Below are 23892 nucleotides of genomic sequence, written 5' to 3'. Positions count from 1 at the left end.
CGGTCCGGCGCAGAGCGTCCCAGCCCGCAGCTTTGGAGCGGGAGACCGAGCCGTCTGAGCCGGCCGTTTCGCCGGAACCTCCTGCGCCTGAGCCGAAGGCCGAGTCGGCTCCGGAGGCCGCAACGGTTGCGCCCTCCGAAGTGGTTGCGCCGGTTGCGCCGGTGGAACCCGCCAGACCAAAGCCGGCACAAGCCCCGGTCGAGCAAGCGCCTGAACCCGCTCCAGCGCCACCCGCGCCACCCGCACCGACGGTGGTTGAGGTACCCGTCGAGCAGCCGGCTCCCCGGGTGAGTTGGCTCGGCCGGGTTCGCGCAGGCCTGAGCAAGACCCGCGCCGGGCTGGCGGATGGTCTGGGTGCCCTGTTTCTGGGCGGCAAGCGCCTGGACGACGCGCTGCTCGAAGAACTGGAAACGCGGCTGCTGATGGCGGATGTCGGGCTTGATGCGACACGCCGGATTCTGGACGGATTGACCGAACGGCTCGGGCGCAAGGAGCCGGTGACGCCAGAGGCCGTCATGGCGGCGCTGGCCGACGACATGACCGCGCTGCTGGCCCCCAGTGCCCAGCCACTGGACGTCACGACAGCGACCAAGCCGTTCGTGATTCTGGTGGTCGGCATCAATGGTGCGGGCAAGACCACCACCATCGGCAAATTGGCGCATCGATTCAAGTCCACCGGGCACAGCGTGATGCTGGCAGCGGGTGACACCTTCCGCGCTGCCGCCGTCGAACAACTGCAAACCTGGGGCGCGCGCAACGATGTGCCCGTGGTGGCGCAGCACACCGGAGCCGACAGTGCTTCGGTGATCTACGATGCGGTGGCTGCCGGGCAGGCGCGGGGGGTCGATGTGGTGATCGCCGATACGGCCGGGCGGCTGCATACCCAGTCCAATCTCATGCAGGAGCTGGCCAAGATCAAGCGCGTGCTGGCCAAGCTCGATCCCGATGCGCCGCACGAAGTCCTCCTGGTGGTCGACGGCGGGACCGGGCAGAACGCACTCAACCAGGCGCAGCAGTTTCATCAGGCCGTCGGCGTTACCGGCGTGGCGATCACCAAGCTCGACGGGACAGCCAAGGGCGGCATGCTGTTTGCCATTGCCGAGAAACTCGGTCTGCCGATCCGCTTTATCGGGATCGGCGAAGGGATCGAGGATCTGCAGCCGTTTGCGGCCGGTGACTTCGTCGACGCCCTGCTCGGGCGCAACGGATCAGATGGGCAGGATTGAATGTCGGCCTCGCGCGAGTCTGAATCGCTGCCGGTCGAGCCCATCGTGCGGTTCAATGCGGTCACCAAACGCTACGAGCGGGGCGGGGATGCGCTCAAGGATGTGACTTTTGTCCTGCCGCGGGGGCAGATGGCCTTCTTGACCGGTCGCTCCGGCGCGGGAAAAAGCACGTTGTTGCGGCTCATCGCGCTTCTCGAGCGGCCCAGTCGGGGACAGGTGTCGGTGTGCGGTGCGCAGCTGGCGCAGTTGACGCGGCGCCAGATTCCCTACCATCGCCGTCGTGTCGGGTTGATTTTTCAGGATCATCGGCTTCTGCCTGAATGCACGGTGTTTGAGAATGTGGCATTGCCGCTGGTGGTGTCTGGACGTCCCCCGGGCGAGGAAATGGACCGCCGGGTGCGGGCGGCCCTTGACCAAGTCAGTCTACGTCACCGCGAGCAGGCGTTTCCACCGACGCTTTCCGGTGGCGAGCAGCAACGCGTGGGCATCGCCCGGGCGATCGTCGGCAAGCCCGAGCTCTTGCTTGCCGATGAGCCGACTGGCAACCTGGATCCGGATTTGTCACGGGATATCATGGAGTTGTTTCGGCGCCTCAATGCTGCGGGGACGACGGTTCTGATCGCCTCGCATGATCTGGCTCTGATTCGTAGCTTTGACAAGCCCATTCTGGCGCTCGAGGACGGCGAGCTGAGTCATGTGGATGAAGCGCTCCAAACAACCGGTTAACCGCCGTCTGCGCCGCCGGCAGGCCGGTTCGGTACGGCAGTCGGCCGTACCGATGTCGTCGCGACGGGCACGCCCTCCGATTGCAGCACGCCTGCAGGCCTATTGGACCATCCATCTGCGGACCGCCAGAGAAACGGCGGCGCGACTGATCCGGCTGCGCCACGTGAGTCTGCTGACGGCGCTGGTCATCGGTCTGACGCTGGCGTTGCCGACCGGGTTGTACGTGCTGGCCGATAACGTGCAGAAGCTGATCCCGGACTGGCGCGCCGATACGCAGGTGTCGGTGTTTTTCAAGCTTCGGACGCCTCTCATGCAAGTCGAGACCCGGCTGCAGGAGTGGTCGGGTCGCGGCGATGTGCAGCGCGCGGAACTGATTGCGCCCGACGAGGGATTGGCTCAATTGCGCGGCTTGCCGGGATTCGAAGCCGCAATCCAGGCCCTCGAGGAGAATCCGCTGCCCGCGGTGGTCATTCTTTGGCCTCAACTCGAAGCCGGCCAGGATCTGCAACCGCTGGTGGATGCGGTGCAACGCGTTGCCGAGGTGGATCGCGTTCAGCTCGACCGGGAATGGTTGGAACGCTTGCAGGCCGTCGGGATTCTGGTCGAGCGGCTGGCACGCCTCATGGGCTTTCTGTTCGGACTTGCGGTGATCATGGTCGTCGGCAATACCATCCGTATGGAAGTACAGAATCGGCGCAGTGAGATCGAGATCACCAAACTGGTTGGGGGAACCGACCGCTTCATCCAGCGGCCATTTCTCTATGCCGGCATTGGCTATGGCCTGTCCGGGGCGCTGGTCGCCTGGATCATCGTGCAGATGAGTGTCTGGATCATGAGCGGCCCGGTCAGCCGGCTGGCAATGCTTTACCAGAGCGACGCGCGACTGCACGGGCTGGGCATTGCCCAGGTCGGCCTGCTGATTCTCATCGGTATGGTGCTTGGCGGGGTCGGCGCGTTCTGGTCGGTTCGGCGGCAGATTCGCCAGATCGAGCCGACTTGAGCGTGGCTTGCCCAGACGCGGCGGGTGCACTTGGATCGTCGATCACGAGTCTACGGAACCGAGCGCGTGTTGTTTTGAGATAGATATGAACCGAAACATGACTAGTGCTAAACTTTCGTAACGGAAAGAAGTAAGCGGTTGCTTTCAAGTGAAGAAATCAGAGGAGACGGTCATGGCCGGGAATCGCAAGAAGAATGCATCGAACAGTCCCCATACCCCAATGCCCAGCGCCGAGTCGGGATGCCCCGTCGACGCACTGGTATCGCTGATCATGGGACCATGGACGGCCTATATCGTATGGGTGTTGCTGCAGCATGACTCGATCCGGTTCTCGGAGCTCATGAAGGATGTGCACGGTATTTCTGCCCGGATGCTGACCGTTCGTCTCCGGCGGCTGGAGGCGGCCGGCCTGGTGCGCCGTGAGCAGCACCTGGGTATCCCGCCTCATGTATGTTACGAGCTGACTGCGCGGGGGCGTGAACTCGCACAGGTCATGACTCCTCTGGAATCTCTTGCGAATAAGTGGTTTGCGGAAGACCAAGCAGCGCGTCGCGCGCCGGCTTCCGGGGCAGATGAGGTGCGGTCCACCCTGCCCAGACTGCAGGGAATCTGAGCGGTCCGGCCTTGAGCGAATCAATTTTTTTATTAGGTATACAAAAGTAACAAGCGTTGCTAAGATCACCTTGTGTCCCATATACAAGGTGAGGTGCGCAGATGATTTTGGTAGTTGGAGCCACGGGCAACATCGGAAACGAGGTTGTTCGCCTGTTGCGAGCGAAGGGCGTCGCCACCCGGGTGTTGGTCCGGGACAAGGCCAAGGCAACCTCGATGTTTGGCGAAGATGTTGAGGTCGTCGAGGGCGACCTGCGAGATCCGGCGTCACTGCCAGTGGCACTGGAAGGCGTAAACAAGGTGTTTCTGGTTACGGCACTGGCCTTGGATCAGGTGGCGATGCGCAATACCTTGATCGACGCCGCTGCCCAGGCCGGCGTGAAGCATGTGGTCATGTCGACTGGCATCGGGGCCGCACCGGATGCGCCGGTGCAATTCGGGCGCTGGCATGGCGAGAACCAGGAACGGCTCAAGCAGAGCGGAATGGATTGGACCTTCGTGCAGCCGACATTCTTCATGCAGAACTTCTTCATGTCGGCACCCACCATCAAGGATCACGGTGCGTTTTATTTGCCGCTGGGCGAGAACAGCCCGATTTCCTGGGTCGATGCACGGGATATCGCTGCGGTTGCCGTCACGGCACTGACCGGGGCGGGCCATGAAGGCAAGGCGTATCCGGTGACCGGGCCGACCGCCGTGACAGCGGAGCAGATCGCTCAGGCCATGACGACTTGTTTGGGTAAACCGATTCGATATGTTGCTGTCTCAAACGATGATGCCAAGGCGGCAATGCTGGATGCGGGCATGCCGGAGCCGTTGGCGGATGCCATGGTCGAGCTGTACGCGCTTGCGCCGCCGGGTTATCTGGGCGATGTCGCCGACACCGTATCGGCGATTGCGGGGGCGCCGGCTCGCAATATCGAGGTATTCCTGACGGATCACAAGGTGGCTTTTAGCTGACGGTCCGACGCGCTGGTTCTTACAGCATTGACTGAGCAAGCGTCAAGGAGCGGCCAACAGGCCGCTCTTTTTTGTTTGACGACGACTGCAGCCCGGTCGTCCGCTGGACCGCGTCGCAGCTCTATAACGCCTATGCATCGATAACGTCGTGCTTGCATCGTATGCCGATACGTTCTGGAAAACGCGAACAGATCGAGTTGCTGGTGCTGGACAAGTCGGGCATCCACATTGTCGAATCCATGGCCACGTTGCCGCTGGGGCGGTGTTCTGGGGGAGCGATCGCAACCTGCAGCGCAGCCGCTCGCAGGCCGGTGGCAACCGGCCTGGGCGAGATCGTTATGTGCAGCTTGGAACCGGAAACGGGCTACGAGGAAATATGGACGCCGATTGGACTGCGTACCTTGCAGAGCTGGTCGGTGCGTTCACAGCTGCGCAATCTGAAAGGTGTCACCGAGGTCAACACCATCGGCGGCTACGTGCGTCAGTTCCATATCACGCCCGATCCGGTCAAGTTGCTGGCCCACAAAGCGACGATGAACGACGGACTCAACGCTGTTGCACGGAACAACGCCAACGGCGGCGCGGCAATATGGAACGTCATGGCGAGCAGTACCTGATCTGCATCCCGGACAAGTGGCTGACATCGCACGACTGCGGAAAATTGTCGCAGCAACACGCGATGGACTACCGGTTCGAATGAGCGATGTGGCGGAAGTGCTGGAGGGTCGCGAACTGCGAACCGGCGCAACCCCAAGCCGTGCGTTCTTCATCTCGGATGCCCCCAAGTCTCTTGAGCGGTGATCCTGCGGCAGGCCTTCCGTTTCTGCGCAATCCAGCACGACACTGTGCGATGCGGCTTCCGCTCCCAACGCGCTGAGGGGGGTCTTCGCCAACGAAGCCACGGGTCTGAAAGTCGGCCCCAAAAGAAGAGCTAACCTGCTGTCCTATTTGCAGTTCCAGGACCCGTGTGATTTGCACGAAAAACGTGACCCCGACATTTTGTTTGTCCGGGGGTGGTCCCGATCTCAAGGGTGCCGACGACGGCGGGTGTGTCCTCCGGTTGAACGCGTTTATGCGCCATAGGGTGGTCGAAACACTGCGCCGCTTTGGAGCGCAACGCTCCGCATTTGTGCGAGTGTCGCGAGAGCATACGCGCGAGTTTTTTCTAAGTGGCTGATTCAACTTTGAGTGTATCGCGAGTGACGATTTGGAACGCGTTTTGCGATAGGAGGTATATCAACGAACTTATAGTAACTAAATAGTAAGTCGGGGTGACCAGATGAGCATGATGAGACGCCGCGTATCAAGGGTCGTTGTGGGTTTGACGGTTCTGTCGGCGTTGCTGCTGACCGGAATCTACGCGGACTTCAAGCCCAGCATCACGCCCCCAGTGGATGAGCCATTCGCGGGGCGATACCGTTATTACGGTCTTGCCGTTTCGCCGGAGAACAGCGATCAGATCTGGCTTGTCGGATCCTATGGGCAAGTGCGAATAAGCGATGATGGTGGTGAGCATTGGCGGTCCGGATGGACGGGAACGCATCAGCATCTTCAGGATGCTGTCGCACTTGGCAATGGCACCGTGGTCGCGGTCGGCAACGGCGGCGATATCCTGCGTTCAGAAGACTCCGGGCAAACCTGGCAGGCAGTGCCCGGCGTTCCCTCGTCCGATATCGAGAACAAACTGGTCCGCATTCGCCAAGCCCCGGACGGGGCACTGTGGGCCGTCGGCGTCATGGGCGCTGCATTGGTCAGCCGTGACGAAGGCCGATCCTTTACGCAAGTCGTTGCGCGGGAAGACATGGCATGGAACGACGTCGGCTTCTCCGAGAACGGGATCTGGTTGGTGGGAGAGTTCGGCCGACTCTCCTATTCACCCGATGGATACACGTGGCGATCCGTCACTGCGCCGGTAAGCGAGTCATTGATGGCGGTGGATTTTCGCGGTCCGTATGGCGTGATCGCCGGGCTGAATGGTGTCGTGTTGACTACCGAGGACAGCGGCGAGCACTGGACCCGGATTCCGGTGGACTCGGCAACACCCGCCCTGTACGCCGCGGCCATGGATGAGTCAGGGGAGGCAATTCTCGGTGGCGCCTTGGGGCAGCTGTTCACGCTGGATCACCGGACGCACCCGTTCCTGCGAACGCTGGATGGGCGGTTGGCGCCTGCCGATGTCGTTCTGGATGTGGATCTCCGCGGCCGCGACCTGGTGGCATTGACTGCGAGTCATCCGTTGAAGTTGTCGCTTCCGATGCGGGCAAGAGCGTCGTCCGACACCCCGGCTGGTGAAAGGCAGCTTCGATTCGATCGGCAGCAGATGGCTGCACGGTCCCCAGTGATTCGATAACGAGGGACGCGATATGAGCAGTCTTGCCCGACTGGTGTTGGATGGATTGTTTGGCTGGCGTCGGGTGTTTCGCCTCGGCATCGTGACGCTGGCGATGGTGATGGGGGTGGTTGCGTGGAATCGCCTGCAAGTTAGCAGTGGCCCGGAGCAGCTCTATCCACTCGATCATTCGACGATTTCCGTTCATCAGCAATTCGCCCAGACATTCGGATCGACCAATTCACTGGTTGTCATGTTCCGAGTGCGTGAGGGGGATCTGTTCGACGCCGATGTGTTGCGGGAGTTGGCGGCGCTGACTCGGCGTCTCGAGAGTGTACCGGCCGTTGATCCCTACCAGGTGGTGTCCCTGGCGTCGCGCAAGCTGCGGCATATTTCGGCCTCGAGTGACGCAGTCGATATCGAGCCGCTGATGTGGCCAGGCACGCCGGCCAGTGTGACCGAGGTTGCGCAGCTGCGCGACCGGGTGCTGGCCAACGACATCGTGCTCGGGAATTTCGTTTCGCGGGATCTTACGGCGGCGTTGATCGTGGTGGGCTTCATTGACGACGCCATCGCCCGTGGTGATACCAGTTATGCCGAGATTCACGAAGCAGTGAATGAAGCGATCGGGGCGATCGACAATCCGGCGATTGAAACCTATGTGGTAGGTGAGCCGGTGTTGCAGGCGCTGGCCCTGACCTATATCCCGCAGACCATGCTGCTGGCAGGTGCAATCCTCCTGCTGTTGGTGGCTTTGCTCTGGGGGGCGATGGGCTCGTGGCTGGGCACCGTGTTGCCGCTGTTGGCGGCCGGATTGTCGGCAACCTTCGCGCTGGGTGCGGTTTCACTGGCGGGATTGCGGCTCGATCCGCTCATGATGGTGCTGGCGTTTCTGATGGCGGCCCGGTCGGTTTCTCATTCGGTCCAGTTCTGTCGGCTCTATGCAGAGGAGCGTGAGCAGCTGGATTCCATGACCGCGGCGCGTCAGACCCTGGTCAAGCTGTTTCGCCCGAGCGCGCTAGGCCTGGCGACAGATGTGGGTTCCGTCGCCATCATGCTGACCACACCCATTCCGATTCTGCAGGGTGCCGCCCTGATTGGGGTGATCTGGCTGTCCAGTCTTGCGATCACCGTCATTGCGTTGATTCCGCTGGTGCTGGCCGATGTTCAGGTGCCCAGTTACCACTACCGCAGTTGGCATCGGCCTCTGGACTTCGTTCTGGGTTGGCTCGGACAACGACTGACGGGACGGTTCGGTGCCTCCTCGGTATTGACAGTGGCGCTAATCCTCGTCAGCGCGGCGATCTGGCGCAGCACCGAACTTCAGATCGGGGATGCCTTTCCGGGGACGCCGCTGTTGTGGCCGGACTCCACATTCAATGAGGCAGTCGCCGCGATTGATGAGCGCTTTCCCGGAGCGGAGCGGATGTTTCTGGTGGTCGATGGGCAGGCGCCCGATGCGATGAAGGACCCAAAGGTGCTGCAGGCTGTCGGCTGGATCCAGTCCGAGCTTGCACGTCAGCCGGAGATCGTGGGTACGCTGGCCTTGCCCGATCTGATTGCGCCGCTGAACATGACGCTGCGGGAAGGCAATCCCCGATATCGTGAACTGCCGGAGGATCGGGAGGCGACAGGTCAGCTGATCGCCATGCTCGAACAATCGGCGGATCCAGGCGATCTCGTTCAGTACCGCACCCAGGACTATGCAGACGGGGCCATCCACCTGCAGCTCAGGGACCACCGCGGGCCGACCTTGCGAGCCGTGCAGGCGCGTGTCGACGAAGCCATCGCACAGCTGCCGCCGGACCTGCCCGCCACCGTTCGCTTCGGGGGTGGATTCCCGGCTGTTCTGGCGGCGGTGAACGAGACGATTGCAGCGCATCTGGTTGAGACGATCGCGTTTGCAATGGCGTTGCTGTTCGCATGCTGCTGGCTCAGCTATGGCTTGTCCTGGCAGGCCGGTTTGTTCTTTCTGCCGGGCGTCGTGTTGTCCAATGCGGTGACCTTCGCCTACATGGCCTCGCAAAATATCGGACTGACGATCAACACATTGCCCGTCATTACGCTCGGAATCGGGATGGGTGTGGATTTCGGGTTCTATATCGTCGATCGCATCCGGGAAGCCCATCGGCGGAACGCGGATATTGCTGCGGCCGTTCGTGAGGCACTGCAGACCGCCGGCAAGGGTGTGGTGATTACGGGCAGCACCATTATCGTCAGCGTGTCGTTGTGGCAGTTGTCGGCATTGCGTTTCCAGGCGGAGATGGGTGTGCTCATTGCACTGTGGATGGCGGTTGCCGCAACGGCTGCCCTCACGGTCATCCCCGCGCTGGCATTGGTATTTCAGCCTGACTTCATCTTTGCCGGCGCAGCGGAACCGCTGGCCCGAAACGCATGTGCCGACTGCTCGCGCCGGCGCACCCCGGGAGCGGGGACATTGCGTCCGTTGTGGGAGGCGGTTCGGTCTCGCTTGTCGTCCCGTTTGGGACGGCCCGCCCTTCAGCCCTTGTGTGCCGTGGAAGCAGTGCCGATCGCCGCGGGTAAACCCATCGATCTGAGCGACGGGCATCGCGTCGCCGTGTTCCGCACAGAAGAGGGCTTCCACGTCGTCGACGACCTGTGCACCCACGGTACAGCGTCGCTTTCGGAAGGAGACTACGATCCCGCAACCGGACACGTGGAGTGCCCTTGGCATGGCGGCCGGTTCGATGTCCGGACAGGGCTGCCTGTCGCGCCGCCGGTCAAACTTCCACTCCGGCGCTATGACGTGATTCAGCAGGGTGATGCGCTCTTCATCTCCCTTTCCCCTCAACCTGCTGGCGCGCCTGCGTCGGCCCCCATGCGAGCTGCATCATGAGCCAGACCCCGCTGACATTGGAGATTGATCCACGGGACATGCGAAATGCATTCGGCTGTTTCGCGACGGGCATTGCCATTGTGAGCGCCTGTACACCGGAAGGCCGAATGATCGGAATCACCGTGAATTCCATCTCGTCGGTCTCGATGAGCCCCCCGGCACTGTCCTGGTGTATTCGCAACCAATCGCCCAACCATGCGAATTTCGTTGATGCTCGGTACTTCGGCGTCAGCATTCTCGCTCACGATCAGGAAGCGGTATGCCACCAGTTCGCGACGCCTCGCGAAGACAAATTCCGCGGCATTCCGGTGGAGGCGGGCGAAACCGGGGTCCCGCTTATTCACGGTGCGGTGGCCGCTTTTGAATGCGAGCGGATGGAGGCTGTCCCGTGTGGCGACCATGCGATCGTGATCGGCAAGGTTGTCGGCTACTCATGGCAGCAGCAGCGTTCGCCATTGCTGTTCTATCGAGGTGCGATCTACTCGGACACCTATCTGGGGCACCAGTGTGCATGATCGATTGTCGTGCATGGTGCTCGCGAACGGGGCAGAAATTCAGAGCATTCTGGGTCATCTAAAGCCATTTCCCGCTTTAAGTAGTTGATTTTTTCTTTGGCATCGAGTTTGCTTTTAGGGTAGTTAGTTACTTTTTTATCTAAGCATTTTTAATGATCCAAACTTCCACCTTCGGAGGATCATCACGATGAAGTCAATCGCCATCATCGGCGCCGGCCCGGTCGGTCTGCATTTGGGATTCGCTCTGCTCAGGGCTGGAGTCGGCAAGATCACTCTGTTCTCTGACCGGACGCCCGAGGCTTACGGTGAAGGAAAGCTATCCAATACGGCGGCATTCTTTTCCTACGTCCAGCAAAAGGAGCAAGAACTCGGGCTGAATTTCTGGGATGACGTGACGCCTCGCGGCATGGGAATCCACCTGGAGGCGCATTTGCCGACTGGCGAGACTGTCGCGTCGATCACAGCCGCATTTCGCGATGGGGTGACTGCCCAGGGTGTGGACTACCGAATCCGTATTCCACGGTGGATGCAAGAGTTTGTCGCACGGGGTGGGGATCTGCGGATCGAGAATATCGATGAGGTCCGGCTGGACGCCATCGCCCAGGAATACGACGTCACCTTCGTGGCGGTCGGCAAGGGTGTTATGAGCAAGCTGTTCGAACGCGATGATGTGCGCAGCGAGTTCGACCGGCCAGCGCGTCATATGGGGGTGCTGATGTTGGAGGGGGAGAGCATTACCGGCCAGCACGCCTGGCCCGATGTGGGTTTCCCCCATCTGCGCCTGCACACCATCTTCGGAGTCGGCGATGTGTTCTCGATTCCGATGTTCGGTAAGCCTGGCGTGCCTTGTCGCGGTATGGCATTCGAGGCGATTCCGGGTTCCCCGTTTGATCAGTTCACGGGTGCGCAGTCCGGGGATGAGCTGCTGCAGGTCGGTCTTGATCTGATGCGCAAGTTTCTGCCGGGTGACGTGCCCGAGTTTTCCCAGGCGACTCTGTGCGAGCCAGGCGGTTGGGTCGCAGGGGCGTTGACGCCGACCATCCGCAAGCCCGTTGGGTATACGCGTTCCGGCCATCCCGTCATGGGATTGGGCGATGTGGTGATGTTGACCGATCCATTGGCAGGTCAGGGAGCGAACAATGGCATTCGGATGGTCCATCGGGTTGCCGAAGAGCTCGTTGATCTCGGGGCGCAGACTGCTGGTGCTGGCTGGATGGAGCAGACGTTCGAGGACTACTGGAACGACTACGGTCAATACCCCATCGAGTTCACCAACCGCTTGCTGAAAGACCCAGGGCCGCCGCTGATGGTGATTCTGCAGGCCGCAGGTGTTGACCAGCGCGTTGCAGATGCCTTCGCCACAGCCTTTACCGATCCCAAGACCATGGTTCCGTGGCTGCGATCAGTGGAGGATGCCAAGCGTTTTGTCGAAAGCGCGCGACAGACCAGTTCCGCTGCAGCCGAAATTCGTCAAGCCGTCTAGAACAAATCTCAGGAGCAAGCCAATGGCCGTAGCAACACCGTTTGATCCCGCCACAGCAGCGCTGGGAACAGGACTGGTTCCGCTGGAGAACTATCACAGTGAATCGGTCTTTCAGCGCGAGAAAGAGATGATCTTCAAGAAGAGCTGGCTATGCGTCGGGCGCGAGGATCAGGCGCCGAATCCCGGCGATTACTTCGTGCAGGACCTGCCGATCTGCGATACGTCGATCATTATCACGCGCAATCGACAGAACCAGCTGCGCGCCTTCCACAATATGTGTCTGCATCGCGGCAACAAGGTTGCCGTTCATCCGCAGGGCAACGTCAGTCGGTTCGTCTGTGGTTTTCATGGATGGGCCTATGACAATGATGGCCAGTTGCGACACGTGCCGGACGAAGGTTCATTTCATGGCCTGGACAAGGCGAAAATGTGTCTGCGAGAAGTTGCGCTGGATACATGGCAAGGATTCGTGTTCATCAATGTGGATCCGAAGCCGGCGCAATCCCTGCGCGAGCATCTTGGGTCGCTGGAGCACATGTTCGACGGGTTTCCGCACGAGGGGATGAAATGCGTTCTGACCCTGCGCGCCGAAGTGAATGCGAACTGGAAGCTGCTCATGGATGCCTACATGGAGGCCTATCATGTGTTGGAGCTGCATGCACGTTCGGCACCCAATGCGTTCAACAGTGACGCCAACCCCAACGGACATCTGAATTCGGTTCGTCTGCTCGGACCGCATCGCAGCATGTCGATCTATGGGAATCCCGAGCAGATTCCGACGCCGGCTCAGGCGCTGGCGCTGAAGTTCGTGTTTGGCCCGTCCTATACGCCGGCGCATTCCGCGCAGGCCCTGGAAAAAGTACCTGGCGTCAATCCCGACGGCCGGAGCGACTGGGCCTTCGATTCCACGCTGGTCTTCCCCAATTTCTCCTTCTACACCTCGAATGGCTGGTTCCTTCGCCAGATGTACTGGCCGATCGCGCCGGACAAGAGCATCTACGAGTCGCACATGTACATGTTTGAGCCGACGGACACCAAGGGGTTGATCGGTTGGGAACATGCCAAGACGCAGCTGTTCGACGTGGCCTTGGAAGATCTCAGCACGGTGGAGCGTACACAAGGGATGCTCAAGTCCGGCGCGGTCAACGAGATGTATCTCAGCGATCAGGAAGTGCTGGTCCGGCATGGACACCACATCGTCGATCAGATCATCAATCGGTAAGGCGGAGGCCACTCGTGAACAAGAAACTGTTGCCTGCAGGGTTCGAGGAACTGGAGGCGTTTGCCGAGCGATGGGCCAAGCCCTCATTCGCGGCACGCTACCAGGTGCGCATCACCAGTACCATGGATGAGATACAGACCTTCTATCAAGCGATGATATCGGCAATGGATCGCTGTGCGGCGCACTTTGACGGTTTTGCGCCAACCGATGATCTCCCGGATGCCAGCCGACGACTGCTTTACCTGACCTATGCGGCCATGAACGTGTCACCGGCCGTCGAGCTCTACAAGCAGCCCGATGTCTGGCTGGGCTTTGAGGCCCATCGGGTGGCGCTTATCGACCGGATCGGCATCGGCGGCTAACCCGGCCGTATCGCAGTAGGTATCGACCGGATCAGGTTTGCGACGGCAGACCCATCCCGGTGCAGACGCTATCGCATCTCTCACACAGGGGATCGTCATGTCCATTAGTGTTACTTTATTAAAACTAGTTACGTTTGTTAACAAAAGGTGTCTCGCCCCGGCTGGGCTGGCGGCGCTGATCATGTTGGGCGTATCGCCGGTGGCAGAGGCCGAGATCGCCGAAGGGACGGTGCTGTCGGCAGCCAATCTTGATTCGTTGCTCACCGACACCTTCGAGGGCAAGCCTTTGAAAGACCTTCTGACGCCGGTCCAGCAGCAGCTGATCCGTGACTACGGGATCACCATGAAGCTGGCGCACGCCAAGCCGATCGAGATCGATCCAGCGCTCAAGGCGGCGACCGAGAAACATTCCGGTTCGGTGACCATCGATCCACAGACCTTGGACGTCGAAGGCTTCGTGACGGGCGTGCCGTTCCCGGACATTCGTGAAGAAGATCCCTTGGCTGGCGTGAAGCTGGTTTACAACTTCATGTATACGCCCTGGATGGGCGATGTCGGCAAGTTCGATCCCATGGTGCTGCTCAGCATCGACGCCAAGAGTGGGCTGCAGAAAGAACTTCATGCAACGGTTTCCAAGATGCTTCTGAAGGGCCGGCTCTCCGAGCCGCATGAGCTCAGCGACGATCTGCGTCAGGCATCGATGATGATCATTACCTATCCGACCGATGCCAAGGGCGTGGGCATCCTCTCGATGATGAAGGATGACGGCGCGTTGCCGGACAGCTACGGCTACATCAAGGCGGTGCGCCGGGTTCGCCGGTTGTCCGGTGGAGCCTGGAAAGATCCCCTGGGCGGCACGGATCTTCTGGGTGACGAGCAGACCGGCCTGAATGCCGACCCACGCTGGTACAAGGATATCAAGGTCATTGGCAAGCGCTGGATCTTGGCAGTTGCCCACAGCACCAATCCGGGAATGGACGAGTCCGCCAAGGATCCGGACAAGCACTATGGCGTGAAACTCTCTACTGCGCCGTATTGGGACTTTGACGACACCTACGAGCCGCGTCAGGTGTGGGTCGTCGAGATGACCATGCCCGACGACCACCTTGCGAGCAAGAAAACCTACTACTTCGAGGCGGAGAACGCCTACATGTCGCTGCCCTACGTGTTCGAGGCGTATGACCGCCGCGGGCAGTTGTGGCGAACCATGGATCAGGGTCTCTATACCTACCGCACCAACACCACCAATCGCCTGGTCTATGCACCCAGTCCGGTGCGTGTCATCGACCTTCAGCGCAACCACGCCACGGTCGCGCCTTCATCTCGCGGCCATTACACCGCTGATTATCCGGCTTCACCAGCTGACTACACGCCAGGTGCCCTTAGCCGGCTACTGCAGTAGTGCGGCTGGCTCTCACCAACCAGGGAGAATCATCATGCGCAAGATCGCCATCATCGGCGGCGGATTGGCGGGTTTCCATGCAGCCTTTTCGCTTCAGCAGGCCGGGGATTATGAGGTCACCGTCTACACCAATCGCACAGCCGAGCAGCTGCGCAATGGACGCATGCTCAGCATGGCGGCGCCCTTTCGCTGGGTGCTCGAGCGCGAATCGAGCCTGGGTATCAATTTCTGGGAGGATGTCGATGCACGGGCCGAAGGCTTCGATATGCACATCAAGGATCCCGGTGGATCCGGCAAGGACTTGTTCCGCCTGACCGGAAGATTCCCCGACGGGCTCTACGCCCTGGGTGTCGACTATCGTCTGAAGTTTTCCACCTGGATGGATGAGTGGGAGCGACGTGGTGGAAAGCTCGTCGTTCGAGATATCGCCGTGACGGATCTAGAAGAGATCGCTGCGGCAAGCGATCTGACGCTGGTGGTGACCGGCCGGGGACCGCTCAGCCAGATCTTCGACAAGGACGAGGAACGCAGTACGCACCACCTTCCCCCTTTGCCCTCAGCGGCAATATTTCTGGTGGGACCCAGGGTTGCGAGCCACCAGCCTTGGGATGACGTGCCCTTCTCGCCGCTGCGTTTCGACATTCTTCCGGGCGTCGGCGATGTGTTTTCCTGGCCGTTCTATACCGCAGCCGGTGTCTGTCGGGGCTTCGCTTTCCAGAGCACGGTTCCCGGCGGGCCGTTCGATGCGGGTCGAGATCGGAAGACCGCGGCCGCCTATTTGGAGTTTGCCCGCGAGGCCACGGAAAAGCTCATTCCGGACAATGCGTTCCTGTATGAGGATGCCGTCATTCCCGATGAAGGTGCGTGGTTGTATGGTCCAACCGAGCCCATGGTGCGCTGTCCGGTGAAGCAACTGGACAATGGCGCATGGGTCTGGGGGATGGGCGATGCAGCCATGATCCAGGATCCCTATGCCGGTCAGAGCGGCAACAATGCGGTCCGCATGACCGATCGCTATGTCCGTCACATTCTGGAGCGAGGCGATGCCGCCTACGATCCGGACTGGATGCAGTCGGTCTGGGATGAGCATTGGGACCAGTACGGTCAATTCGCGTTCCGGTTCTGTACGTTGCTCCAGGACGCGCCAAACAAGGCGCTGATGAGCATTCAGATGGCCGCTACCCGCGATCCGGCAATTGCCCAGGCGTTCGTCGGCTGGTTCGGGTATCCCCCGAGCGCGTGGCCGTATATCGAAGATGAGCAGGCGGCGAAGCGGTTCATCGCCGATCACGCCACACCGGCACCCGCCATGGGGGCGGCAGTATGACGGCCGCAGCCCAGGACCAGGTCTTCTGGTTCGATCATACGCGTCCACTGTTCGAGCCATTGGGCTGTGTCGACGCGCGTCGGCGCGGTCGTTGGGTATTCGTGTCCGCCCAAGCCGGTATCGATGTCCAGTTGGTCGCCCTGGACGGGCTGGCAATGCAGGCCGATCGTGCGTTTAGCCAATTGAAGGCGGCCTATGCGGCTGTCGGTGGCGATTCGTCCGCAGTCTGCCAGTTGACGGTGTATGTGAACACCGGGCTGTTGGAGGCTCCACTCACCGAGGCATCCGATGTGATTTTCGGTAGCTGGAAGTCGAACTTCCCCGGCTCACCGGCCACCGGCGCGTTAGTCGGCGCGCAGATGTTCGGTATTCCCAGGCTCTTGCTGGAAATCCAGTGCATCGGCCGCGCGTTGGGCGGTTGATGGCTCGGATATGACACCTCGAATCATCCCCAATATGGAGGAACAGTAATGGCAGCAATCCCTGATTTCACGCACAACTACGGGAATCTGGACACCGAGCCGGTCCCCTATTTTCCCTACTACGACGAGGAGTTCTTCAAGCTGGAAGTCGACAAGGTGTTTCGCCGTAACTGGTTGTTTGCCGCTCGCGAAAGCGACATCCCGACGGCTGGCGATTACGTCGTGAAATACTTTCCACCACTCAAGGCGTCGCTGATCATCGCCCGTCAGCAGGATGGATCCATCAAGGCTTTCCACAACGTCTGCCCACACCGGGCCAACCGCGTGGAAATCACCGAATGCGGGCACAAGAACCGCTTCGTGTGTTCGTTCCACGGTTGGTCGTTCGGCTTGGATGGAGCGCTGAAACATGTTCCCGATGAGGCTGCATTCTTCAACCTCGATCGCGATCAGCGCAGCTTGAAAACCGTTCCGGTCGACCGCTGGATGGGCATGCTGTTCGTCAATTTCTCACCGGAACCGGTGGAGCCCCTGGCGGCATGGTTGGGCGAGTTGCACGGCGCGTTCGACGGCTACCCGCTGCCACAGATGGCCACCATGCTGAAGATCCGCACCGAAGTGAATGCCAACTGGAAGATGGTCATGGATGCCTTTCTGGAGGGTTATCACGTGGTCCAGCTGCATGGCCAGTCGGCGGGTGATGCCTTTACCAGCAAGGAAAACCCGTGGGGGCACCTGAATTCGGTCCGTCTGTACGACAAGCACAAGTCGCTTTCGATGTTCGGTAATCCCGGTCAGACAGCCACTGCGGCCGCAGCTCTGGAGCTCAAATACCAGCAGATGGCGACCTACGCGCCTATCCAGGGCGATCGCTACGATCAAGCCCATGGCGCCCGATGGAGCGATTTCCCCCCAGGCGTGAATCCCGACCGCCGTGATGATTGGGCGTTCGATATTCACCTGCTGTTCCCCAATTGCTCGTTCTACACCGCCAATGGGTGGTCGGTGACGCAGTGTTATTGGCCGGTCACGGCCGAGACCTCCATCGTCGAGGCGACAGTCTACGCCTTCGAACCGACCAGTATCGCCGGCTACATCGGCTTCGAGCACACCAAGGCCATGATCTTCGATGTGGCGTTGGAAGATCTGAGTACCGTGGAACGGGCCCAGTCGAATCTCCGCTCGGGCGCGTTCGATTCGATGGTGTTGAGCGACATGGAGGTCGTGGTGCGTCATTCCCACTACGTCATTCGTGACCTTCTTGCCAACGGAGCTTGAGATGACCGACATCGCCAAAACCGATCTTCCTGAGGGTTTCGGGGATCTGGAGGCCTACTTGGAGAAGTGGGCCAAGCCGACCTTCCGTGACCGCTACCAGCAGCGCATGGCCAGTTCCCAAGAGGAGCTCAAGGCTTTCTACGATGCCATGCTGCCCCGCATGGATGAGGTGACCGGACACCTCAATCAGTTCGCTCCGGGACAGCTTCCGGCATCGTTGCTGCCGCTGTTCTTTCTCGCCAGCAGTTTCATGGATATCGCAGCTGCCGTGGAAATCTACGAGCAGCCGGACGTTCCCCTCGGGCTTGAATGGTGGCGTCCGCAGATGACGGAATGCAAAACGCCGATTCCCGGCTGATCACACACCAGACCATCCATCAGGAGAATGACGCAATGAGTGAGATGACTCGCATCACGATGCCCCACAGCGCCCCCCTCTACGATCAGCTTGGGATCGTCGAAGCCATCAAGGCCGACAATCTGGTTTTCCTATCGGGGCAGGCGGGTATGAATGATCGGTTCGAGCCGCTGCCGACTTACGAGGAGCAATGCCGTGCCACCTTTGAGAACATGAAAAATGTGCTGGCCGAGGCCGGCGGAACCGACGCCGACATCGTGCAGATCATTGCCTATCTCGTCGACGTGCCGACCGCCGAGGAGTTTTCCGGCAGGGTCATGACCGCCTTCCAATACTTTCGAGAGATTCTGCCGGGCTGCCGAACGACGTCAACCGCAATCGGCGTCACCAAGCTGGCCGTGCCGGGAATGATGCTCGAGGTACAGGCCTTGGCGATCGTCGGGGGTTGAGCTCGGTGGCGGGATTCTCGTTTGCGCGCAGCGCTCAGCCATTGCGGCGGCGTCCCTGGCTTTCGGTGGGCGCCGCGATCGGCCTGTTGGCGATGTGGGGAGCGCTGGGCATTGCAGCCGAAGGTAACCCGGGTCGCGGGATGCCTGACGAAGCAATCGATCGGGGGCGCTACCTCGTCGTGGTCGGGGGATGCAACGAATGCCATACACCGGGCTACGTCGAGGCTGGCGGCGACCTGCCGGAATCAGCTTGGCTGACGGGTAGCGCCGTTGGCTGGCAGGGCGGCTGGGGGACAACCTATCCCGTCAATCTCCGGTTGTTTTTTTCCGGGCTGACCGAGGACGGTTGGGTGATGTATGCCCGGAACGTGGTGACTCGACCCCCCATGGGATGGTTCGTGCTCAACGCCCTCACCGAATCCGATGCGCGCGCCATGTATCGGTTCGTGAAGGCGCTGGGACCGGCAGGCGACCCAACGCCGGCCTACGTGCCGCCGGGTGCCCCGGTGGATACGCCGGTCATTCGATTCCCCGAGGGACCGCCGCCACCGCCGTGAGCGCACGGATCATATCGAAGCTCACACTGCGCCATTTATGGTTACAAAAATATCTGAAGTTACGATAGGTGGTAATCATGACCAGAGTGACACAGACCCGCGGCATGTTCGGCATGCCACTCGGCCTCGCCCTTTTTGCTTTCGGTTCCTACAGCCCGCAGGAGGTGGCCGCATTCGAAGTGTTCGGCATGGATGCCGAGGTCAGTGGGTATGTACGAAATCATGCGGCGATCAACCTCGAGGATAAGAAGGTTCCGCAGAATGTGGAAGGCGAGGAGATCGGCGGGCAGGGCCAGCTGTCCATGAATCGCTATCAGGGATTGTTGAACTTTCAGCTCGATGGCGACAACGTGCGGGCCTTCGTGAGTACGCGATACGCCACTGAGACCAAGACGCCGTATCTGAAGAAACTCGAGCGGGCTTCGAAAAAGACCATCGTGAAGGCTACCCCGACCAGTGCGCCGGTTCCTGTGCTGTCGGCATTGGGGCCGGTCTGTCAGGGCGAGGGGGCCTTGCCGTCGCGCAACTGCGCGCCCGGATTGATCCAGACTGATCTGGGGGGGGAGTTCCTCGATGACTACTACGACGAGGGATTGGTTCTGCGTGAGGCGTATGCCGATTTCACCGGTGTGAACCGCCTATTTCTTCGTCTAGGGCGCCAGCAGGTCGTCTGGGGGGAAACAGATTTTTTCCGCATCACCGATATCGTGCATGGCTACGATCAGCGCTGGCGATCATTCTTCGAACTGGAGAACGAGGAACTGCGCAAGCCGTCTACTCTGGCTAACCTGATCGTCGAGGTCCCGGAGCTCGCGGGCAATCTGCAACTCATTTACAAACCGGGGGGGATCGATGGTTCCGAAAACTACGGCAACGAATTGGACCTGGCGGGCGGCCGTTACGCAGGTCAGCCCAACTGGGGTGTGAACATTACGGAAAACATCGCGCCCTATAACTACCACGGCGCAGCGGGAGATGTGGATGACGATGAGTATGGGTTTCGGTGGAGCGGCACGTTCGGTGACGTGGGTTATTCACTGCTGTTCTATCGCGGGTTGATCCAGGACCCGATCGCAAATTGTCGTAGAACGTTGGATGCTGGCAGCACCGTTCAGGGAACCACGGTACCGTTCGCCGTCGATATCAATCCGGCCTGCCAACCCTACAAGGAAGTTCCTGAAGGTGATGGTCTGGGAGGGGAGTTGATCTACGCTCGGCAGTCCAATTACGGCGGGACCTTTAACTACTATTGGATGTTTGCGGATGCGGTCCTGCGAGGGGAATTTCTCTACCAGCCGAATCGCCCATGGAACTATGGCACCGAAGTGCCGATCACGATTCCCACCTACATGCCGCAACTGCCGGTTGCCGGCGCTATTCCGCTTGGTTGGGGGACCATCGATGTGCCCGGTCTGGCCGGTGTAATCGAAAAAGATACCGTTACCTATATGATCGGCGCCGACAAGACCTTTGACCTGATGCGCTGGTTGGGGACCGATCGAGGCTCGCTGGCGACGATTCAGCTGATCGACCAATGGATCGTCGACTACGACGAAGATGATGACATTGTCGAGGTGCTGTCTTATGGGCAGGGGCGGGATGAGCATACCGTATTCCTGACCGCTTCGTTGCTGCTCAACTACCGCTACGACACGATTCTTCCCTCCTTGGCGGGCGGGGTGAATCTCAACGGGGCGGATGCCTTTCTGATCCCGGCGGTTACGTTCGTCTTCGGCGACCATTGGCGTCTGGCCTTTGAGGCGGATCTGTTCTTCCAGAACAACACCAAGAAGATATTCGGTCCACCAGAGAACAAGACACATGTGCTCGGAACCACCGGCGACAGCAGTGTCTTTCTGAGCCGGCTGAGCTACCACTTCTAGGTGTAAACCGGCCCTCGTCTGACTGTGAGCGCCGCAGGCTCAGTGCTGCGGCGATTTTTTCAAAGCCGACGCAATCCCTTGGGGCCGGCCAGAAGGACATGATCCGCCCGGCGCAGCGCGAACAGCCCCACGGTGACGATGCCGGGGATGTTGTTGAGGTCTTTTTCCCAGGCGATCGGATCGGCGATTTTTAGACCGCTCACATCCAGGATGAGATTGCCGTTGTCCGTCACCACATTTTCCCGCCAAGCCGGGCGTCCGCCGCGCTTGACCAGTTGACGGGCGACGACGCTGCGGGCCATGGGAATGACCTCGATGGGCAGCGGGAAATGGCCCAGGCGGTCGACCAGCTTGCTGTCATCGGCGATGCACAGGAATCGTCGGCTGGCGCTGGCAATGATTTTTTCCCGTGTCAGCGCAGCGCCACCACCTTTGGTCAGGTGAAGCTTGGGGTCGATTTCATCGGCGCCGTCCACATAGAGCGGAATTTCATCGGCCTGATTCAAGTCGATCACTTCGAAACCATGTTCACGCAATCGTCGCGCGCTGGTTTCCGATGCGGCGACTGTGGCGGTCAAACGGATCCGGCGCTCGGCCAGTGCGTCGATGAAGGCATCGACGGTGCTGCCACTGCCGACACCCAGCGTGATGCCTTCCGGTACTTCTGCAGCCGCCGCGACGGCGACCTCGCGCTTGTACGCATTGCTATTCATGACGAAGTGGGCCCACAAGATGGTCGGGCCACTATCCTAGCGTGTCCGGCCTCGCCGGCGAAAGCGCACTCAGAGCAGGAAAAGCGAGAGCAGGCTGGCACCAAGCGCGGATCCGGCGAGGCCCAATCCCCAGAGCAATCCTCTGCGGCGATGCATGGCGCGGGCGCGCAGGAACTCGAGGAGCGCCTGGAAGCGAACATCGACGACGGCGTAGCCGCCAATCTCGCCATCTTCACGCAGCCAGGGGCGCGCTGCCGAAATGCAGTAATCACAGGTTGCCATGGAAACGTACGGTTCGGTGATGACCAGATCCGAACGCGCTTTGGCCTGCTGATAGTAAGGACGGGTGCTGCGGTCCTTGCCGCGCTGATTGGAACCCTTGTGGACACTGAGGGTGCGGTCGACCGAGATGTTTTCACTGCGCTGGATGCCGTTCTCGTCGAGGCTGTAGAGCAGTTCGATGAATGAATAGCGAATGACCAGTTCCCGCATGACCTGGATCAGGACTTCGTCGTCGTCTCGCAGGCTGCTCCCCAGCTTGTGCAGGGGCTGCATGATCTCGGTCATGAGCGAACCGATGGCATCCCGGTGTTCCTCGAACAGCCGCGCGGTCTCCCGTTTTTCGCCGATGTGCACAGGCAGTTCTCCGCTGAGCTTCAACAGAAAGTGGTTCAGGCTCGCCGATTGCAGGCGGATGATCATGAATCCCTCCGAGGCTGGTGGACAGTTCGATGGGTGGTGAAAATTGAAGAAGCAACGATCACGCCGGAAAGCGTGGCTTGTATTTTCAATGGCTTGAGTTTTCTCGCAGCAAATACTGCGCTATAGGGGCGCATATTGTACGCCTCGGTGTCCGGATTGACGCAAACTCGTCAGACCGCTCCGGCCAATTCGAGCAGAAATTCCCAATGGTTGGGGCTGATCGGCGTGATCGAGAGTCGATTGCCGCGCCGGAGCAGTGCCATGCCCTCCAGTTCGGGATAGGTACGCAGCTCCGCCAATGGGAGTGGGCGGGGAAGGTGGCGTTCGTAGGCCACGTCCACCACATACCAGCGTGGGCGCTCCGGGGTGCTCGCCGGGTCGTAGTAGCGTGAGTCGGGATCGAAGGCGGTTGGATCGGGATAAGCGGCGCTGCGGATACGGGCCAGTCCGACGATGGCCGGGACCGTGCAGTTGGAGTGGTAGATCAGCGCGCCGTCGCCGGGTTGCATCTGATCGCGGATCATGTTGCGAGCCTGATAGTTGCGCACGCCATCCCAGGGCTCGATACCGCGTTCGCGCAGGTGATCGATTCCGAAAGTAGTTGGTTCGGTCTTCATCAGCCAGTAGGCAGCCATGTTTGGTTCCTCAAGGCGAAAAACAGCGGATCCAGCCCTGTTCGGTGATCACGCTCCGGAGCGGAATGTCCCAAGGTGCGCTGTCGAGTGTCGGCACCTGCTGGAAGCTGTAGGCCAGACCGCACAGTCGCGGTGGTAAACCGGCTCGGCGGCGGGTGAACGCAAAACGGCGGTCATAATAGCCGCTGCCCATTCCGAGGCGATGCCCCCGGTGATCGAAACCGACCAGTGGCATCAGGACGAGGTCGATACGCGTGGCCGGGTGCAGGACGCGTCCGACGGGTTCGGCAATGCCGAACCGGTTACGCTTGATCGCAGTTCCGGGCCGATAGGGGATGAAATCCATCCGGAATGGCGCGTGGGGATGCAATCGGGGCAGGGTGACTTTTTTACCTTGCCGGATGGCCACCGGGATCAATGCGCTGGTGTCGACTTCGCCATCGGCAGCCTGATAAAGCGCGACATAGCGCGCCGTGCGCCACATCGGCAGGCTTGTCAGTCGCTTCAGGATGCGCCGGCTCCACTGGCGTCGCTGCCGCGGCGGCAAGGCACGGCGCTTCTGACGCAACTGTCGACGCAGGCCGGCGCGGGAGACCGGATTCTTAATCGGGTGCGGGTGCGTGCGCTGGTCGGTGTTCAATGCGGCAGTCGGGATAGGGCGGAATGGAAATGAATGAAAGACGCCTCCCGCCTGTGCCGTGGCCGACCGTGACCTTGAACCAGCGGTTCAAGTGGGCAGAACGATGGAGCTGGAAGGCTTTCCGCGATGAAGCGGACATGCACAAGGGCGCCATTCGGTTCGGCCCTGGGTTTGCATTTAGGCTCAAGGGTACCCTGGGCAGCCCTCGAACACCGCAGGAGGCGTCGTGGTTCT

At 60.4% G+C, this 23892-nt stretch carries 24 protein-coding genes and 1 other RNA gene; 20 read left to right on the top strand and 5 right to left on the bottom strand.

Features of this window, described 5'->3' with window-relative positions; genetic code table 11:
* Positions 1–161 precede the first annotated feature (161 nt).
* From ftsY to E4680_RS07500, 20 genes are all read left to right on the top strand, one after another.
* Complete coding sequence (gene ftsY / locus E4680_RS07590) at positions 162–1226, top strand: signal recognition particle-docking protein FtsY (RefSeq protein ID WP_422666670.1); 1065 nt, start codon at positions 162–164, stop codon at positions 1224–1226.
* Between the two features lie 42 nt (positions 1227–1268).
* The gene (gene ftsE / locus E4680_RS07585) at positions 1269–1952 is read left to right on the top strand and encodes a cell division ATP-binding protein FtsE (protein WP_135281864.1); all 684 of its coding nucleotides are present in this window, start codon (positions 1269–1271) and stop codon (positions 1950–1952) included.
* Positions 1927–2952: a permease-like cell division protein FtsX gene (ftsX, locus tag E4680_RS07580; RefSeq protein ID WP_167792436.1), complete on the top strand. Its 1026-nt coding sequence runs from the start codon at positions 1927–1929 to the stop codon at positions 2950–2952. Before ftsE ends, ftsX begins: the two co-directional genes overlap by 26 nt.
* A 172-nt stretch (positions 2953–3124) precedes the next feature.
* Positions 3125–3565 carry a winged helix-turn-helix transcriptional regulator gene (locus E4680_RS07575; RefSeq protein ID WP_205688810.1) on the top strand — a complete coding sequence of 147 codons (441 nt, stop codon included), beginning with the start codon at positions 3125–3127 and terminating at the stop codon, positions 3563–3565.
* A 101-nt stretch (positions 3566–3666) separates the two neighbouring features.
* Positions 3667–4524, top strand: coding sequence for an SDR family oxidoreductase (locus E4680_RS07570; RefSeq protein WP_135281805.1), 858 nt, complete (start codon positions 3667–3669; stop codon positions 4522–4524).
* A gap of 161 nt (positions 4525–4685) precedes the next feature.
* Complete coding sequence (locus E4680_RS07565) at positions 4686–5141, top strand: efflux RND transporter permease subunit (RefSeq protein ID WP_240696149.1); 456 nt, start codon at positions 4686–4688, stop codon at positions 5139–5141.
* A gap of 668 nt (positions 5142–5809) precedes the next feature.
* Complete coding sequence (locus E4680_RS07560; RefSeq protein ID WP_167792435.1) at positions 5810–6874, top strand: WD40/YVTN/BNR-like repeat-containing protein; 1065 nt, start codon at positions 5810–5812, stop codon at positions 6872–6874.
* Between the two features lie 13 nt (positions 6875–6887).
* Positions 6888–9710, top strand: coding sequence for an efflux RND transporter permease subunit (locus tag E4680_RS07555; protein WP_135281803.1), 2823 nt, complete (start codon positions 6888–6890; stop codon positions 9708–9710).
* The gene (locus E4680_RS07550) at positions 9707–10225 is read left to right on the top strand and encodes a flavin reductase family protein (protein ID WP_135281802.1); all 519 of its coding nucleotides are present in this window, start codon (positions 9707–9709) and stop codon (positions 10223–10225) included. The genes E4680_RS07555 and E4680_RS07550 overlap by 4 nt, the downstream gene beginning before the upstream one ends.
* 187 nt (positions 10226–10412) lie before the next feature.
* Positions 10413–11708, top strand: a complete 1296-nt coding sequence (locus E4680_RS14055) for a styrene monooxygenase/indole monooxygenase family protein (protein ID WP_167792434.1) — start codon at positions 10413–10415, stop codon at positions 11706–11708.
* 22 nt (positions 11709–11730) lie between these two features.
* Positions 11731–12930: an aromatic ring-hydroxylating oxygenase subunit alpha gene (locus tag E4680_RS07545; RefSeq protein WP_167792433.1), complete on the top strand. Its 1200-nt coding sequence runs from the start codon at positions 11731–11733 to the stop codon at positions 12928–12930.
* A gap of 14 nt (positions 12931–12944) precedes the next feature.
* Positions 12945–13292, top strand: a complete 348-nt coding sequence (locus tag E4680_RS07540) for a hypothetical protein (protein WP_135281800.1) — start codon at positions 12945–12947, stop codon at positions 13290–13292.
* Positions 13293–13473: 181 nt separating this feature from the next.
* Complete coding sequence (locus E4680_RS07535; RefSeq protein WP_167792432.1) at positions 13474–14694, top strand: DUF1329 domain-containing protein; 1221 nt, start codon at positions 13474–13476, stop codon at positions 14692–14694.
* Between the two features lie 34 nt (positions 14695–14728).
* Positions 14729–16021 (top strand): styrene monooxygenase/indole monooxygenase family protein, encoded by a 1293-nt coding sequence (locus tag E4680_RS07530; RefSeq protein WP_135281798.1) that lies wholly within the window; start codon positions 14729–14731, stop codon positions 16019–16021.
* Positions 16018–16443 (top strand): RidA family protein, encoded by a 426-nt coding sequence (locus E4680_RS07525; protein ID WP_135281797.1) that lies wholly within the window; start codon positions 16018–16020, stop codon positions 16441–16443. The genes E4680_RS07530 and E4680_RS07525 overlap by 4 nt, the downstream gene beginning before the upstream one ends.
* A 48-nt stretch (positions 16444–16491) precedes the next feature.
* Positions 16492–17721, top strand: a complete 1230-nt coding sequence (locus E4680_RS07520; protein ID WP_135281796.1) for an aromatic ring-hydroxylating oxygenase subunit alpha — start codon at positions 16492–16494, stop codon at positions 17719–17721.
* A gap of 1 nt (position 17722) precedes the next feature.
* The gene (locus tag E4680_RS07515) at positions 17723–18079 is read left to right on the top strand and encodes a hypothetical protein (protein WP_135281795.1); all 357 of its coding nucleotides are present in this window, start codon (positions 17723–17725) and stop codon (positions 18077–18079) included.
* Positions 18080–18114: 35 nt separating this feature from the next.
* Entirely contained in the window at positions 18115–18528 is a 414-nt protein-coding gene (locus tag E4680_RS07510; protein ID WP_167792431.1) for a RidA family protein, read from the top strand.
* Positions 18525–19085 carry a cytochrome c gene (locus E4680_RS07505; RefSeq protein WP_135281793.1) on the top strand — a complete coding sequence of 187 codons (561 nt, stop codon included), beginning with the start codon at positions 18525–18527 and terminating at the stop codon, positions 19083–19085. The genes E4680_RS07510 and E4680_RS07505 overlap by 4 nt, the downstream gene beginning before the upstream one ends.
* A 77-nt stretch (positions 19086–19162) precedes the next feature.
* Positions 19163–20968 (top strand): DUF1302 family protein, encoded by a 1806-nt coding sequence (locus tag E4680_RS07500; RefSeq protein WP_135281792.1) that lies wholly within the window; start codon positions 19163–19165, stop codon positions 20966–20968.
* Between the two features lie 59 nt (positions 20969–21027).
* Here the strand turns inward: E4680_RS07500 and rpiA are convergent, their stop codons facing one another.
* The 5 genes from rpiA to ssrS form a co-directional block, all read right to left on the bottom strand.
* Complete coding sequence (rpiA, locus tag E4680_RS07495; RefSeq protein ID WP_135281791.1) at positions 21028–21681, bottom strand: ribose-5-phosphate isomerase RpiA; 654 nt, start codon at positions 21679–21681, stop codon at positions 21028–21030.
* Between the two features lie 69 nt (positions 21682–21750).
* Entirely contained in the window at positions 21751–22383 is a 633-nt protein-coding gene (locus E4680_RS07490; protein WP_135281790.1) for a PDC sensor domain-containing protein, read from the bottom strand.
* Between the two features lie 170 nt (positions 22384–22553).
* Complete coding sequence (locus tag E4680_RS07485; protein WP_135281789.1) at positions 22554–23018, bottom strand: EVE domain-containing protein; 465 nt, start codon at positions 23016–23018, stop codon at positions 22554–22556.
* 10 nt (positions 23019–23028) lie between these two features.
* Positions 23029–23658 carry a 5-formyltetrahydrofolate cyclo-ligase gene (locus tag E4680_RS07480; RefSeq protein WP_135281788.1) on the bottom strand — a complete coding sequence of 210 codons (630 nt, stop codon included), beginning with the start codon at positions 23656–23658 and terminating at the stop codon, positions 23029–23031.
* A 40-nt stretch (positions 23659–23698) separates the two neighbouring features.
* Positions 23699–23882, bottom strand: a non-coding RNA gene (ssrS, locus tag E4680_RS07475) — 6S RNA.
* Positions 23883–23892 lie beyond the last annotated feature (10 nt).

It is taken from the genome of Candidatus Macondimonas diazotrophica (assembly GCF_004684205.1).
Classification (GTDB): Bacteria; Pseudomonadota; Gammaproteobacteria; order UBA5335; family UBA5335; genus Macondimonas; species Macondimonas diazotrophica.
Note: the sequence above shows the minus strand (reverse complement) of the source record. Positions and strands in the feature narration are given on the sequence as shown.